Origin of the sequence: Aureimonas ureilytica, from assembly GCF_001475935.1 — a bacterium.
Classification (GTDB): domain Bacteria; phylum Pseudomonadota; class Alphaproteobacteria; order Rhizobiales; family Rhizobiaceae; genus Aureimonas; species Aureimonas ureilytica_A.
This window is the reverse complement of sequence record NZ_LDQA01000025.1, coordinates 26,539-42,076: the sequence shown is the minus strand read 5'-3', so window position 1 is coordinate 42,076 and position 15,538 is coordinate 26,539. Positions and strand designations below refer to the sequence as shown.

General features: G+C 63.3%; 14 protein-coding genes. 2 read left to right on the top strand and 12 right to left on the bottom strand.

Features of this window, described 5'->3' with window-relative positions; translation table 11 throughout:
- Window positions 1–32: 32 nt before the first annotated feature.
- The 12 genes from NS365_RS11695 to araD1 all read right to left on the bottom strand — a co-directional run bounded on the left by NS365_RS11695 (window position 33) and on the right by araD1 (window position 13,243).
- Window positions 33–326 (bottom strand): DUF2218 domain-containing protein, encoded by a 294-nt coding sequence (locus tag NS365_RS11695; RefSeq protein WP_058600469.1) that lies wholly within the window; start codon window positions 324–326, stop codon window positions 33–35.
- A 149-nt stretch (window positions 327–475) separates the two neighbouring features.
- Window positions 476–1,681 carry a multiple monosaccharide ABC transporter permease gene (gene mmsB / locus NS365_RS11690; protein WP_058600468.1) on the bottom strand — a complete coding sequence of 402 codons (1,206 nt, stop codon included), beginning with the start codon at window positions 1,679–1,681 and terminating at the stop codon, window positions 476–478.
- Complete coding sequence (gene mmsA / locus NS365_RS11685; protein WP_058600467.1) at window positions 1,671–3,212, bottom strand: multiple monosaccharide ABC transporter ATP-binding protein; 1,542 nt, start codon at window positions 3,210–3,212, stop codon at window positions 1,671–1,673. The genes mmsB and mmsA overlap by 11 nt, the downstream gene beginning before the upstream one ends.
- Before the next feature lie 107 nt (window positions 3,213–3,319).
- The gene (chvE, locus tag NS365_RS11680; protein ID WP_058600466.1) at window positions 3,320–4,381 is read right to left on the bottom strand and encodes a multiple monosaccharide ABC transporter substrate-binding protein; all 1,062 of its coding nucleotides are present in this window, start codon (window positions 4,379–4,381) and stop codon (window positions 3,320–3,322) included.
- Window positions 4,382–4,629: 248 nt separating this feature from the next.
- A complete protein-coding gene (chvE, locus tag NS365_RS11675) occupies window positions 4,630–5,694 on the bottom strand; it encodes a multiple monosaccharide ABC transporter substrate-binding protein (RefSeq protein WP_058600465.1) in 1,065 nt (354 codons plus the stop codon).
- A gap of 164 nt (window positions 5,695–5,858) precedes the next feature.
- A complete protein-coding gene (locus NS365_RS11670; protein WP_058600464.1) occupies window positions 5,859–6,500 on the bottom strand; it encodes a 2-dehydro-3-deoxy-6-phosphogalactonate aldolase in 642 nt (213 codons plus the stop codon).
- Between the two features lie 6 nt (window positions 6,501–6,506).
- The gene (locus NS365_RS11665; RefSeq protein ID WP_058600463.1) at window positions 6,507–7,424 is read right to left on the bottom strand and encodes a 2-dehydro-3-deoxygalactonokinase; all 918 of its coding nucleotides are present in this window, start codon (window positions 7,422–7,424) and stop codon (window positions 6,507–6,509) included.
- A gap of 2 nt (window positions 7,425–7,426) precedes the next feature.
- Window positions 7,427–8,305, bottom strand: coding sequence for an SMP-30/gluconolactonase/LRE family protein (locus NS365_RS11660; RefSeq protein ID WP_058600462.1), 879 nt, complete (start codon window positions 8,303–8,305; stop codon window positions 7,427–7,429).
- A 31-nt stretch (window positions 8,306–8,336) separates the two neighbouring features.
- The gene (locus NS365_RS11655) at window positions 8,337–10,169 is read right to left on the bottom strand and encodes an IlvD/Edd family dehydratase (protein ID WP_058600461.1); all 1,833 of its coding nucleotides are present in this window, start codon (window positions 10,167–10,169) and stop codon (window positions 8,337–8,339) included.
- 66 nt (window positions 10,170–10,235) lie between these two features.
- Window positions 10,236–11,309, bottom strand: coding sequence for an aldose epimerase family protein (locus NS365_RS11650; RefSeq protein WP_058600460.1), 1,074 nt, complete (start codon window positions 11,307–11,309; stop codon window positions 10,236–10,238).
- 4 nt (window positions 11,310–11,313) lie between these two features.
- Window positions 11,314–12,243, bottom strand: coding sequence for a Gfo/Idh/MocA family protein (locus NS365_RS11645; RefSeq protein ID WP_058600459.1), 930 nt, complete (start codon window positions 12,241–12,243; stop codon window positions 11,314–11,316).
- 10 nt (window positions 12,244–12,253) lie between these two features.
- Window positions 12,254–13,243, bottom strand: coding sequence for an AraD1 family protein (araD1, locus tag NS365_RS11640; RefSeq protein ID WP_058600458.1), 990 nt, complete (start codon window positions 13,241–13,243; stop codon window positions 12,254–12,256).
- A 256-nt stretch (window positions 13,244–13,499) separates the two neighbouring features.
- Here araD1 and NS365_RS11635 point away from each other — a divergent pair, with 256 nt between their 5' ends.
- Together NS365_RS11635 and NS365_RS11630 are read left to right on the top strand one after the other, a co-directional pair.
- Window positions 13,500–14,891, top strand: coding sequence for an MATE family efflux transporter (locus NS365_RS11635; protein WP_058600540.1), 1,392 nt, complete (start codon window positions 13,500–13,502; stop codon window positions 14,889–14,891).
- 232 nt (window positions 14,892–15,123) lie between these two features.
- Window positions 15,124–15,522, top strand: a complete 399-nt coding sequence (locus tag NS365_RS11630; protein WP_082675370.1) for a response regulator — start codon at window positions 15,124–15,126, stop codon at window positions 15,520–15,522.
- The last annotated feature ends 16 nt before the right edge of the window (window positions 15,523–15,538 follow it).

The following is a 15,538-nucleotide window of genomic DNA, read 5'->3' as shown; positions in this document are numbered from 1 at the left end:
GTCGGGCGTCACCGCCTCGCGCGGGCCGCCCCCTATGCCGGACTGCCACGCCGCCAGTCGAAGCGCAGCTCCTCGCGAAAGGCAAAGCGACGAATGTGATCGGCGACGACGCCCTCCAGTTGATCCAGCACTGTGTCTTCCGGGCTGCGGATCCTGATTTCTAGGGCCTCGTCCGTCGCATCCAGCACCAACGCCCCCAACGGAAGGGCAATCTCGCCGTGAGACGGCGTGAACTCAACCGCGAACTTGTGCGCCCAGTGTTTGCACAATTGTTGGAGATAGCGGCTGGCATGAGCGGTCGCTACGAGGGCGTGGCTCTCCGGCATATCATGACCTATCAATTCACCTTCAAAGTCACCTCATACATCCGGGTCTGATAGCTGTCTCGCTTTCTGAGCTAATTTCGCAAGCACAAGAAAAAGGCGCCGGTATCGCTCCCGGCGCCTTTCGCATGTCCACGCCTTCGTTGAGACGATCAGGCCTTGTTGCGGTTGTAGACGTCGAAGCAGACGGCGGCGAGCAGGACGAGGCCCTTGATGACCTGCTGATCGTCGATGCCGATGCCCAGGATCGACATGCCGTTGTTCATGACGCCCATGATGAAGGCGCCGACCACCGCACCCATCACCTTGCCGACGCCGCCATAGGCAGAAGCACCACCGATGAAGCAGGCCGCGATGACATCGAGTTCGAAGCCGACGCCGGCTTTCGGCGTGGCGGAGTTGAGGCGTGCAGCAAAGATGAGACCAGCCAGCGCCGCCAGAACGCCCATGTTGACGAAGGTGAAGAAGGTCAGGCGCTCGGTGCGAATGCCCGAGAGCTTGGCTGCCTTCTCGTTGCCGCCAACGGCATAGATGCGGCGGCCGGCGGTCGTGCGGGTCGTCATGAAGCCATAGACCGCGATCAGCAGCGCCATGACGATCAGAACGTTCGGAAAGCCGTTATAGGATGCCATCAGATAGGTGATGAGCATGATCGCGGCGGCGATGAAGATGTTGCGGCCGGCGAACAGTCCCATCGGCTCGTCCACGTGGCCGGCTTTCGCCTGCTTGGCGCGCTTGCGCATCGACAGGATGACGATCGTCGCGGCCGCCACCGCGCCGATCAGAAGCGTCGTCATGTGGAGGCCACCCGTGCCGCCCAGAAAATCGGGGATGAAGCCCTTGGAGAGCTTCTGGAACCCTTCCGGGAAGGGACCGATCGAAGCGGAGCCGAGCACTTTGAGCGTCAAACCGCGGAACACCAACATGCCCGCCAGCGTCACGATAAAGGACGGAACCTTGAAATAGGCGACGAGATAGCCCTGCGCGGCACCGATCAGCGCGCCCGCAAGAAGACCGATGCCCGCTGCCGTCAGGCCGCTGAAGCCGTGATTGACCATCAAGACGGCGCCGAGGCCGCCGATGAATCCCGCCACCGAACCGACCGACAAGTCGATATGCCCGGTGATGATGATCAGCAGCATACCGATCGCCATGATGACGATGTAGCTGTTCTGCAGGATCAGGTTCGTCAGGTTCAGCGGGCGCATGAGAACGCCGCCCGTCATGAACTGGAAGAAGGCCATGATGACGACCAGCGCCATCAGCATTCCGTATTCGCGGATATGGCCGCTCAGCACGCCCCAGGCGGCACCCTTGCCCCCGCCCCGTTCTGTCTCATCGACGGTCTTAATGCTCATGGGTCTGTGCTCCGGAGCGAATGATGGCTCGCATGATGTTTTCCTGGGAGGCTTCGGCCGCCGTCATCTCCGCGACGATCCGGCCTTCGTTCATCACGTAGATCCGGTCGCACATGCCGAGCAGCTCGGGCATTTCCGACGAGATCATGAGAACGGCCTTCCCTTCATCGGCCAGTTTGTTGATGATCGAATAAATCTCGAACTTGGCGCCGACGTCGATGCCGCGCGTCGGCTCGTCGAGGATCAGGAGATCGGGGTTCGAGAAGAGCCATTTCGACAGCACAACCTTCTGCTGGTTGCCGCCCGAAAGGTTGAGGGTCTTCTGCAGGATGCCGGAGGAGCGGATCTTGAGCTGACGGCGGTAGTCTTCCGCGACCTCCTGCTCCTTGTGCGGATCGATGATGCCGCCCGAGCTGACGCCTTCAAGATTGGCGAGCGATATGTTCTGCTTGATGTCGTCGCTGAGAATCAGGCCGAGATGCTTGCGATCCTCGGTGACATAGGCAATGCCCGCGTCGATCGCCCGGTTGATGGTGGACACGTCCACAGGCTTGCCGCTCATGCGGACTTCGCCCGACACGTTGCGTCCGTATGAGCGTCCGAACACGCTCATGGCGAGTTCCGTGCGGCCCGCGCCCATCAGGCCGGCGATCCCGACGATCTCGCCCCGGCGCACGTTGAGCGACACGTTCTTGAGAACCTGCCGGCTGGAATTCAGATGGTGATAGGCGTTCCAGTCCTTCACCTCGAACAGCATCTCGCCGATCTTGGGGACGCGCTTGGGATAGCGATCCTCCAGCGAGCGTCCGACCATGTCTCGGATGATGCGGTCTTCCGAAATGGGTTCGGCGCGGCAGTCGATGGTGGAAACGGTCGTCCCGTCGCGAATGACGGTGATGGAATCGGCGACGCGCGCGATCTCGTTCAGCTTGTGCGAAATGATGATCGAGGACATGCCCTGCTTCTTGAACTCCAGAAGGAGATCGAGCAGTGCCTGGCTGTCGCTTTCGTTCAAGCTCGCCGTGGGCTCGTCCAGAATGAGAAGTCGCACCTTCTTGGCGAGCGCCTTGGCGATCTCGACCAACTGCTGTTTGCCGATGCCCAGATCCTTGATCAGGGTCATGGGGGATTCTTTGAGACCGACCTGGGCCAGCAGTTCGCGCGTGCGCGCGTGCGCTGCGTCCCAGTCGATCACGCCCCATTTCGCCATCTCGTTGCCGAGAAACATGTTCTCGGCAATCGACAGAAGCGGAACGAGCGCCAACTCCTGGTGAATGATGATGATGCCGAGCTTTTCGGAATCGGCGATGTCCTTGAAGGACCGCACTTCGTTCTCGAAGTGGATATCGCCCTCATAGGTGCCGTGCGGATAGACGCCCGACAGAACCTTCATCAGGGTCGATTTGCCGGCGCCGTTCTCGCCGCAGATGGCATGGATCTCGCCGGCCTGAACCGAGAGATTGACGTTATCGAGGGCCTTCACGCCCGGAAACGTCTTGGTGATGCCGCGCATTTCTAGAATGGGAGCCATCGGCGACCTCGAATTGAACGGGCCGAACCGGCGTCTCAGGCGCGGCCCCGATGAGAGACGGCGGGGCGGAATCCTTTGAAGGATACCCGCCCCGCCCGCATGCGATCTTACTTGATCTCGTCGGCCTTGTAGTAGCCGGTGTCGATCAGAGCCTGAGTCACGTTGTCCTTGGTGACGAGGACCGGCTTCAGGAGGTAGGACGGAACGGTCTTGACGCCGTTCTCATAAGTTTTGGTGTCGTTGACCGGGACTTCCTTACCAGCGGCCATCGCGTCCACCATGTCGACCGTGACCTTGGCCAGCTCGCGCGTGTCCTTGAAGATGGTCGAGGTCTGGTTGCCGGCGATGATCGCCTTCACCGAAGGCAGCTCGGCGTCCTGGCCGGTGATGACGGGCATCTTCTTGTTGCCCGAGCCGTAACCGACGCCGCGCAGCGAGGAGATGATGCCGATCGACAGGCCGTCATAGGGCGAGAGAACCGCGTCGACATTCTTGTCGGTGTAGTAGGCGGACAGGAGGTTATCCATGCGAGCCTGAGCGACCGAGGGGTCCCAACGCAGCGTGCCGACCGTGTCCATGCCCTTCTGGCCCGACGGAATCACGAGCTTGCCCGAGTCCAGATAGGGCTGAAGCACGCTCATCGCGCCGTTATAGAAGAAGAAGGCGTTGTTGTCGTCCGGCGAGCCGCCGAAGAGTTCGATGTTGAAGGGGCCCTTGCCGTCCTTCAGACCGAGCGAGTCGACGATCGAGCTGGCCTGGAGCACGCCGACCTGGAAGTTGTCGAAGGTCGCGTAGTAGTCGACATTGCCCGAATTGCGGATCAGGCGGTCATAGGCGATGACCTTGATGCCGCTGTCGGCCGCCTGCTGAAGGACGTCCGTCAGCGTCGTGCCGTCGATGGACGCGATCACGAGCACCTTCGCGCCCTTGGTGACCATGTTCTCGATCTGCGAGAGCTGGGTCGGGATGTCGTCTTCCGCGTACTGCAGATCGGTCTTGTAGCCGCGCTCCTGGAGCACTTTCACCATGTTGTCGCCGTCTGCGATCCAGCGGGTGGACGACTTGGTCGGCATGGCGATACCGACGACACCCTTGTCCTGCGCGAAGGCGCCCGACATCAGCGTAAGACCGAGGGCGACGCCCGCCGCCAGAATCTTCAGAGACTTCATGCTTCTCCCCTTTTGATGAACACACGCCGGTTCGACCGTCGTGCGAGTTCGCGACTGCCTCATCCCGGCCCTTCGGCTTGCGACGCTCGATGGCCGCAGCATCCCTGAGGGGCTCGGTGGAGACATTCGTATTGATCTCGGCGCGGCAGCTGCGCGCCGGACATTCGCGTGGTCCCGCGAAGAGCCATGCCGATCAGGCGGCGAAGGCATGATCGGCGCAGACGGGAAGCCGGCGCCGATCAGACAGCTTACTTCAGCTGATCAGCCGTGTAGTAGCCGCTATCCACCAGCACCTTGACCGCATTGTCCTTGGTGATGAGGATTGGCTTCAGCAACTCGGCCGGGACGATCTTGACGCCATTGTCGTAGGTCTTGGTGTCGTTGACCTCGACCTGTTTCCCGCCGAGCGTCGCTTCGACCATGCCCACGGCAGCCTTGGCGAGATCGCGTGTGTCCTTGAAGATGGTCGAGGTCTGGTTGCCGGCGAGAATGGCCTTCACCGACGGCAGTTCGGCGTCCTGACCGGTGATAACCGGCATCTTCTTGTCGCCCGAGCCATAGCCGACGCCTTTGAGCGACGAAATGATGCCGATGGCGAGCACGTCATTGGGAGCCAGAACCGCATCGACGTTCTTGTCGGTGTAGTGAGCCGACAGGAGATTGTCCATACGGGCCTGTGCGGTCGCCGCATCCCAGCGCAGCGTGCCGACGACGTTCATGCCGGTCTGGCCCGACGGAATCACGAGCTTGCCCTGATCGATATAGGGCTGCAGCACGCTCATCGCGCCATTGTAGAAGAAGAAGGCGTTGTTATCGTCCGGCGAGCCGCCGAAAAGCTCGATGTTGAAGGGGCCCTTGCCGTCCTTCAGCCCGAGCGCGTCGACGATCGAGGTCGCCTGAAGCACACCGACCTGATAATTGTCGAAGGTCGCATAATAGCTGACATTCGGCGAATTGCGGATCAGGCGATCATAGGCGATGACCTTGATGCCGCTGTCGGCGGCCTTCTGAAGAATGTCGGTCATGGTCGTGCCATCGACCGGCGCGATCACCAGAACCTGCGCGCCCTTGGTCACCATGTTCTCGATCTGCGAGAGCTGGGTCGAGACGTCGTCTTCCGCATACTGAAGATCGGCGTCGTAGCCCTTGTCCTTCAGCGTCTTCACCATGTTGGCGCCGTCGGCGATCCATCGCGCGACAGACTTGTCCGGCATGGACACGCCGACGACGGCCTTGTCCTGTGCGGATGCTGCACCCGCAAACGCCATCGCGCCCAATGCCACCGCAGCCAGCAGCGTTTTCATCGTCTTCATTCTGTCCCTCCCGAATGAAACCGTCGCAACGGTTCCCTCACAGACATCACGGCCCTGACCCGCGCCGCCGATTCGAAGCCGGCCTCTCCTCGCCGAATTCGAATTTGTCTGACGATTATCCGATCGTCACCACAGCGACAACGGAATTCTTCCAGCCGCCTGATTTATCCTAAACCGAATATGCGGTCGTAGAGCAAGATGGTGCGATCGGCTCGTGCACGTATTTCTTGTATATCCATCCCAGGTTTGTAGAGCGAGGAGCCCAGCCCGAAGGCGCGGACACCGACCTTGGCGAAACCCTCGAAATCATTCTCGGAAACGCCACCGACGACGCCGACTTCGCAATCCTTCGGCAGAACGGCGCGCACGGCCGAAACGCCAGCCGGGCCCAGGACATTGGCCGGGAAGAACTTGAGCGCCGAAGCGCCGGCCGCGAGCGCCTGAAAGGCTTCGGTCGGCGTGAAGACACCCGGCATCGTCACCATGCCATGCTCGCCCGCGCGCCGGAGAACGGCGGCATCGACATTGGGCGAAACCAGAAGACGACCGCCGACATCGGCCAGCCGATCGACATTCTCGACGGAGAGAACGGTACCGGCGCCGATGTAATGCGCGTCCGTCCCCAGGCGCACGGCCTTGCCGATGGAATTGAACGCGTCCGGCGAGTTCAGCGGAATCTCGATCGCCTCGAAACCGGCCTCCATCAGCGTGGTGACGATGGCTTCGGTCTCTTCGGGGCGAATCCCCCGCAGAATGGCGACGAGCGAACGGCGAAGCTGCGGCCAGGGAATGCGGGTAGCGGTCATGGACGATCAGCTTTCTTTGCTGAAAAGGGATATGGCGGCCTGGGCCAGCCCGTGCCGCACGCAGGAGTCGGCATCCAGTCGGCGGAACGCGCCCATGCCGATGGCCTCGAACGCGGCGACATAAAGATCGGCGATCGGGCCGGACGCGAGAAGGGCCGCCCCGTGCAGGTCGCCATGGCGCTCTGCCGCGCCCGCGAGTTCAAGACCGAGCAACAGGCCCGAGAGGCGCGCGGCCTGATCGGTCGGCGCCGCCCCATGCAGGAGCCAGCCGGCCCGGATCGAAAACAGGAAGTTGGTGGCCAAGGCCGGCGCTTCGAAAGCGCGGCGCACACCATCCAGAAAGGCCGGGGTCGCGGCAACCGCCCCCTCGCCGTCCACCGCCTGCTTGAGAATGGATTGCGAGCGCAGCAGCTGGAACAATTCGCCTGTCATGAAGGTCGAAAAGGCTTCGATCACCCCATCGGACAAGGATACCCATTTGGAATGGGTGCCGGGCATACAAACGAGGCCGGTGCGGTAGCCTTCTGCGACGACGCCCAGAAGCTGGGTTTCCTCGCCGCGCATGACGTCGGGCTCCCAGGCGGCGCGCTGCGCCAGCCCCGGCAGGATGAAGACCGGACGCGCGATCCCCGGAACCTTGATCGCGCGCGCGCCGAGGTCGCCGAGTTCCAGCGGCGTTTCGAGATAGGCGGCTTCCACCCAGCCGGCGCGCGAGCCCACCATTCCACACAAAACGGCGGGCGCATCGGGGCCGAGACCGAGCTCGGACAGATGCTGCTCGAGCACCGTTTCGAAGCCCCGCTCGGCGGCTGTCGTCAACCCGTCTCGCGCGCGCGTCTCGTTGAGAACATTCCCGTTGCCATCGATGGCCCACGCGCGAAACGACGTGGTGCCCCAATCGACGGCGGCATAAGTCGGCAGCATGATCAAATCCGAACCAGCGGATCAGGAATTCCGCGTGCGTTGACATCGAGGACGAGCGTCATGCCGGCCTTGGGATCGGCCTGAAGATCGGCTTCGCTCATGCCCTCTCGGGCCGTCGTCACCAGGAGGCGATCGAGATCGGGACCGATGAATGCCGGGCAGCTCGGGCGCGTCGCCGGCACGCGGATCGTGCGCACCCGGTCGCCTTCCGGCGTATAGACGTCGATGCAGGAGGCACCCCAGCGCGCGCTCCAGATCAGACCTTCGGCATCCACGACCGCGCCATCGAGGCCGCCTTCGCCGCCGCGATGATCGTAAAGAATCGATGGTTGGCCGATCGGTAGGCCGGTGTCCGGGTCGAGCGGCACGCGGTGATAGATGCCGGCATGGGTATCGGTGAAATAGCCGAAGCGCCCGTCCGGCGAGAAGCAGATGCCGTTCGGAATGGTGATCTCGGAATAGAGCTTGCGAACCTCGCCATCCCGGAACCAGTAGATCGCGCCCGCGCCCTCTTCGGCGCGACGCCCCATCGTACCGATCCAGAGCGCGCCGGCGGGATGCACCCGGCCATCGTTGGAGCGGGTGGCCGGATTGTCGGATTCCAGCGGCGTATGCAGTTCCATGCGCCCGCTTGCGGCATCGCGCACGAAAAGCCCATCGGCGGTCGCCACCAGATGACGCCGAGCGTCGATGGGTGCGATGACGCTCCCCATCGACGGCAGATCATGGACGGTCACGGAACCGGCGGAGAGCCGCGCCTCGAACAGTTTGCTTTCGAGAATGTCGAACCACCAGGCGGTGTTGGTGCGGCCGTCGTAGCACGGCCCCTCGCCCAGATGGCAGGATTGATCCGACAGGATCTCGATGGCGATATCGCTCAAGCCGCAAGCCCTCTCATATTCCGTGCGCCGCTTAGTGGTTATCGCGGGGCACGCCGCGCGTCTGCGCGAGTCGCTGGTATTGCACCGCGTTTTCGAGCACCGCGCCAGTCTCCATCTGACCGACCAGCGTGCGCTGAATCTCCTGCCAGGGGGTCTGGTGGTCCGGGTACTTGTAGCCGCCCTCGGCCTTCAACGCCGCGCGGCGCTCGGCCAGCTCGTCGTCGGAGATGAGGATATTGGCCGTGCCGCGTCCCAGATCGATGCGCACCCGGTCCCCGGTCTTGAGCACCGCGAGATTGCCACCCGCCGCCGCTTCGGGCGAAGCGTTGAGGATCGAGGGCGAGCCCGACGTGCCGGACTGACGGCCGTCGCCGATGCAGGCAAGCGAGGTGACGCCCTTCTTGATGAGGTAGTCGGGCGCGCGCATGTTCACGACCTCGGCCGCGCCGGGATAGCCGATCGGGCCGGCGCCGCGCATGAAGAGAACCGTGTTCTCGTCGATGCCGAGCGCGGGATCGTCGATCCGGTGGTGATAGTCCTCCGGACCATCGAACACGACGGCCTTGCCTTCGAAGGCGTTGGGGTCGTTCGGATTGTTCAGGTAGCGATCGCGGAACTCGGGGCTGATGACCGAGGTCTTCATGATCGCCGAGGAGAAGAGATTGCCCTTCAGAACCAGGAAGCCGGCCTTTTCCTTCAGCGGCTTGTCATAGGTCTTGATGACGTTCTCGTCTTCGATGATCGCGCCACGGCAATTTTCGCCAATGGTGCGGCCGTTGACGGTCAGTGCGTCTTCCTTGATCAGCCCTTGGGTCATGAGCTGATTGACCACCGCCGGCACGCCGCCGGCATGGTAGTAGTCCTCGCCCAGATATTCACCGGCCGGCTGGAGATTGACCAGCAGCGGGATGTCCTGGCCGAACTCCTGCCAGTCGTCCACCGTCAGCTCGACGCCGATATGGCGGGCCAAGGCGTTGAGATGGATCGGCGCGTTGGTCGAGCCGCCGATGGCCGAGTTGACGCGGATGGCGTTGATAAAGGCGTCCTTGGTCAGGATGTCGGACGGCTTCAGATCCTCGCGCACCATGTCCACGATGCGAAGGCCCGTGCGGTAGGACACTTCCTGGCGGTCGCGATAGGGTGCGGGGATCGCCGCCGAGCCGGGCAGCTGCATTCCCAGCGCCTCGGCAAGCGAGTTCATCGTGGTGGCCGTGCCCATCGTGTTGCAATAGCCGGTGGACGGCGCGGACGAGGCGACGAGCTTCACGAAGCCCGCATAGTCGATCTCGCCCTTGGCCATCAGTTCGCGGGCCTTCCAGACGATCGTGCCCGAGCCCGTGCGCTGGCCGCGGAACCAGCCGTTCAGCATGGGGCCGACCGAAAGCGCGATCGCCGGAATATTGACGGTCGCCGCCGCCATGAGGCAAGCAGGCGTGGTCTTGTCGCAGCCGATGGTGAGCACGACGCCGTCGAGCGGATAGCCGTAAAGCACCTCGACCAGGCCGAGATAGGCGAGGTTGCGGTCGAGACCCGCCGTCGGGCGCTTGCCGGTTTCCTGAATCGGATGAACCGGGAATTCAATCGCGATGCCGCCGGCCTCTCGAATACCCTCGCGCAGGCGGTTGGCGAGTTCCAGATGGTGGCGATTGCAGGGGCTCAGATCCGAGCCCGTCTGCGCGATGCCGATGATCGGGCGGCCGGACTGAAGCTCTTCCTGGCTCAGGCCGAAATTCATGTAGCGCTCGAGATAGAGCGCCGTCATGTCGGCGTTTTCGGGATTGTCGAACCAGGCGCGCGAGCGGAGCTTGGTGTGGGCGCGCCCGTGTGCGGCGCCGCCGTTGGGGCTGGTGAGTTCGCTGCTCATTGGGTCTTTCCCCTGGTCTGTGTCAGGCCGACGCTCGTATGCTTTGGGCATGGACGAGCGCTGCGGTCAAATCGTCGAAAACTGAAAAGCGGAGCGGTGGCGATAGGTCGCCCCCGCATCGAGACGCGCCGACGGAAAATCGGGCCGGTTCGGCGTGTCGGGATAGAGTTGCGGCTCCAGGCAGAAGGCATCGCCCATGCGGTAGGACCGGCCGTTCTTGCCCGATATCGTCCCGTTCAGGAAGTTGCCGGAATAGAACTGCACGCCCGGCTGGTCGGTCCACAGTTCCATGGCGCGGCCCGACGCCTTGTCCTCGACACGGGCCGCCAGATGGCGACCCTCGGCGCTTTCGCGGCCATCCAGGCAGTAATTGTGGTCGTAGCCACGCCCCGTCAGGATCTGCGGATGCGCCTCGCGAATGCGCGCGCCGATCGCTCGCATCTCGCGGAAGTCGAAGGGCGTTCCAGCCACCGGCAGTGGGCCGCCCTCCGGGATCGATCCACTATCGATCGGCAGGTAACGTTCCGCCGCAATGCGCAGGTCATGCGACAGGATGTCTACCGGCTCCAACGCGCCGCCGAGATTGAAATAGGCGTGGTTGGTGAGGTTCACGACCGTCGGCCTATCGCCATTCACGGCGCGCAGGTCAATCTCCAGCGCGTTGGCGCGGAGCCGGTAGGTCACATGAACGTCGAGAGCGCCGGGAAAGCCGCCTTCGCCGTCCGCGCTATGCCGACTAAGAATGACGAAGGGCACCTCGCCATCGCCGATCGCGTCGATCGTCCAAAGATGGCGATCGAAACCATGCTCGCCGCCATGGAGCGCATTGGCACCGTCATTGGGCGCGACCTCGAAAGCCTCACCGTCCAACTCGAAGCGCCCGCCCGCGATACGATTGGCATAACGACCGATCGTGGCACCGAAGAAGCTGCGATGATCGACATAGCCGGCCAGATCGTCATGACCGAGAAGGATGTCCGCGACATGCCCGTTCCGGTCCGGCACCTTGAGCGCCTGAAGCGTCGCGCCATAAGTGAGGACCGAGGCCTCGAGCCCGTCACCCGCACGCAGCGTGACGATCTCGACCTCTTCGCCCGAGGCGAGCTTCCCGAACGAATTCCGTGAAATGCCGACCGCCATCGCCCTATTCCTCGATGAAGGCTTCGACCGCGCGGCGGCGGCCGAGAAGGAAGGCGTCGGCGACGTGCTGCAGCGGCGATAAATCGACATCCAGCGCGCCCGTCTTCGTCAGTTCGACAAAGCGGCGATACAGGCCGACATATTCCTGATCGGGCTCGTCCACGTTCAGGACATCATCGATGAAGAGCTTCTTGCCGCCCTCGCGCAGGCTGAGCTTGCCCATGTCGGTCTCGACATGGATGCTCCAGGTCTCGCCGCCCGTCTCGCGCCAGTCGAACTCCGCGCGAACCGGCGTCCCCAGCGCGTCGGTGAATTCCAGATCGGCCGCGATCGGCGCGGCGCGGTTTTCCGGGAAGAACAGGTCCGAGCGCAGAAGGAAGATCGGGCGCGGCAGAATGGCCGTGACGATCGACAGCGCATTGATGCCGGGGTCGAATACGCCGAGGCCGCCCGGCTGCCAGATCCAATCCTGGTTCGGGTGCCACTTGCGGACATCTTCCTTCCACTCGACATGAACCGAGCGAATGCCGGCGTCCGCGAGGAAAGCACGCGCGGGCTCCACGGCCGAAGCGTAGCGCGAATGCCATGTGGCAAAAAGCGTGACGCCCTTTTCCTTGGCCAGAGACACGAGCGGCGCGATCTCGCTCACCGTCGCACCCGGCGGCTTCTCGAGCATCACATGCTTGCCGGCGCGCAAGGCGGCCTCGGCCTGCGCATGGCGTCCCTGCGGCGGTGTGCAAAGGGACACGGCGTCCACATCGTCGCCGACCGCCGCCAGAAGTTCATTCACGTCCGAAAACGACGGCAGTCCGTCCAGGGAGGCGTTGCGGCTGGCGATGGCGACGAGATCGACGCCCTCCACCTTGGCGATGGAGGGAACATGCTGATCCCGTGCGATCTTGCCGAGGCCGACAATGGCGGTACGAAGCGTCATCCTGCGACCCTCAAAGCGCCTTGACCGAAACCGGCGTCTCGCTGGCGCTCGCCAGCGTATTGACCAGCGGCAGGCGGAACGGGCGCGCGTCGATCTCGAAGCGGTCTCCATTCTCGGTCTTGACGCCATGCGTCACCGACAGCGTGGCCGTTCCGAAGAAATGGACATGCAAGTCGCCGGGGCGGCGGAACAGATCATACTTGAAATGGTGATGTTCCAGATTGCGGATCGAATGCGACATGTTCGCCTCGCCCGACAGGAAGGGCTTGTCGAAGATGACCTCGTCGCCGCGTAGGATACGCGAGGTGCCCTCGACGCTCTCCGGCAATTCGCCGACCAGAAGCTCCGGGCCGAGCGAGGCTTCGCGCAGCTTGGAATGGGCGAGCCAGAGATAGTTGCCGCGCTCGGTCACATGGTCCGAAAACTCGTTGGCAAGGCAGAAGCCGAGGCGGAACGGCGTTCCGTCCGGGCCGATCAAATAGATGCCCGCCAGTTCCGGCTCCTCGCCGCCATCCAGTGCAAAGGAGGGCGAGGTCAGCGGGTCGCCGGGGCCGACCAAGCAGGAGCCGTCGCCCTTGTAGAACCATTCGGGCTGTACGCCGACATCGCCCTCGGCCGGCTTGCCGCCTTCCAGACCCATGCGGAACATCTTCATGGAGTCGGTGACATGCTCGCCCGCGGCGGACTTGTGCATCTTGTCGCGGCCGTCAGCCGAGCCGAGATGGGTGAGGCCCGTACCGGCCACGATGAAATGCGCGGGGTCGGGATGATGGATGGGGAGACCGATCCGCCCTTCGGCCAGCGCCGCGTCGAGATCGACACTCTCGCCCTGCCCGGCCTGCGCGACCAGATCGGACAAGCTCTTGCCCTCACGGATCGCCGCGCCGGCCAGTTCGTAGACGGAGGCATAACCAGGAACGACATGCGCCGCGCCCGCATCGTCACTGGCGACCACGGCCAGATGGCCACCGAATTTTACCTGAAGAAGTCGAAGTGCCATCGCAATACGATCCGATCGGTCGGGAGCCCGTCTCCAAGCCATCCTCGCGCCCGCGCAAGAAGGCTCAATTGTCTGCGTTATTTCGAAGGGCTCCAGTCTTGTCAATCGGCAGGCAGGCGCCCGCTCCGGGACACACCGATAATTCGATGCTGCGCCGCGAAAGAACCGTGCGTTCTCTCGATGCGACTGGACATGCCCTTGACCGCGTTCTACCCCGAATGGCCTTCCTCTGCGATGCCGACGGGCCGACATGACCATGCCGACAGCTTCTTCCCCCCAGCCGGAGCTCCTGCCGTGGCGGGGGCATCTGAAGGCGACGTTTGCGCTCGGCCTGCCGCTCGTGGGCGCGCAGCTCGCGCAGATTTCGATCAACGTCACCAACACGGTGATGATAGGTCAACTCGGCGCGGCCCAGCTCGCGGCGGCGGTTCTCGCCACACAGACCTTCTACGTGTTCTGGATGTTCGGCTCGGGCTTCGCCTATGCGGTCATGCCCGTGGCGGCGGCCGCGCATGGCAATGGCGACGTGCGCGGCGTGCGCCGTTCGGTGCGGATGGGGCTTTGGGTCGTCATCCTCTACAGCCTTCTGGTGATGGTTCCGCTTTGGTTCACCGAAACCATTCTGGTGCATCTCGGTCAGGAACCGGCGATTGCGGCCGAGGCTGGGGACTATGTCCGCGTCCTGCAATGGTCCATGGCGCCCTATCTCGCGACCTTCGTGCTGCGCTCCTATCTCAGCGCGCTGGAGCGCCCGAATGTCGTGCTCGGGATCACGCTGCTGGGTGCAGGTCTCAACGCGCTGTTCAACTATATCCTCGTGTTCGGCCATTTCGGCGCACCGGCGCTCGGCCTCACGGGCTCGGGGATCGCTTCCGTTGGAACATCGATCGCGACCTTTCTGCTGCTCCTCGCCTATACGAGCCGAGCGCGAGGGCTTGAGGTCTTCGATATCTGGCGGCGCTTCTACGCGCCGGACTGGCCCGCCTTCCAGGAGGTGCTGCGGCTGGGATGGCCGATCGGCGCGACGATCCTCGCCGAAGTCGGCCTCTTCACAGCGGCGTCCGTGATGATGGGCTGGATCGGCACGCTGGAACTCGCGGCTCACGGGATCGCGCTTCAGCTGGCCTCGATTTCCTTCATGATCCCGCTGGGTCTTGCGAGCGCGGCCACCGTGCGGGTCGGAACGGCTTTCGGTCGGCATGACGCGGCCAATCTGGAGCGCGCGGCACGCATATCGCTGATCGTGGCCGGCGTGATCTCCTGCACCGCCGCCATGCTGTTCTGGGTCGCGCCGGGACTCCTGATCGGGCTTTATCTCGAAATGCGCCAGCCCAACGCGCAGGCGGTGCTTCAAGCCGCCATCCCGCTTCTGGCCGTGGCCGCCGCGTTCCAGATCGTGGACTCTCTTCAGGTGACGGCAAGCGGCATTCTGCGCGGCATGAAGGACACGCGCATTCCCATGTTCATCGCCGTCGCCAGCTATTGGCTGGTGGGGATGCCGGTCGCCTACGGACTGGCCTTCGTCGCCGGCTGGAAAGGGGTTGGCGTCTGGTGGGGACTGGCAGGAGGGCTCCTCGTCGCTGCCATTCTGATGAGCGCCCGCTTCGTTGGCCTGGAGCGGAAATGGCGGCAGGGCGCTACCGGCTAAACTGTCGCGAGACTGCTCCGACGTCGCAGCGTGACAATTTCACAACTTTCCTTGTCGGGAATCCTTCTACATTTACATCAATGGCGGGTTACAGCGCCGCGCGGTGGAAGGTGAGAATGACCCGAGGCCCTGACGACAAAGGCATGACAGGGTGCATTGAGCCGGTTTGACCATCGCGCGTTCGGAAACTGCCCTCGTGGCACGGGCGGACTTCAACAGGGACTTGAGCAAGATGCGGCAAGCAGATGGTCTGCGCGGAAAGCGTGTTCTCGTCGTTGAGGACGAGTTCCTGGTCGCGCTAGATCTGGAATGTGAACTCGCCGACTCCGGGGCGGAGGTCACCTGCGCCAGCACGCTGGGCCAAGCGACGGGTGTGGCGCAGTCCGGCCGTTTCGATGCCGTGGTGCTCGATCTCAATCTTCACGGCGAAACCTCCTATCCGCTTGCCGATTATCTGGCCGCCAACGATGTTCCCTTCGTGTTCCATACGGGCCAGGGGGAGCAGAGTGTTCTCGCCAAGCGCTATCCAGGGGTCGCGGTTTGCAACAAGCCGTGCGACGGGCGCATCCTCCTTAAAACGCTGGAATGCGCGATGTCGGATCGATCGCCATCAGCCGCCAACAACGCGTGAACGCAGAGCTTCACGG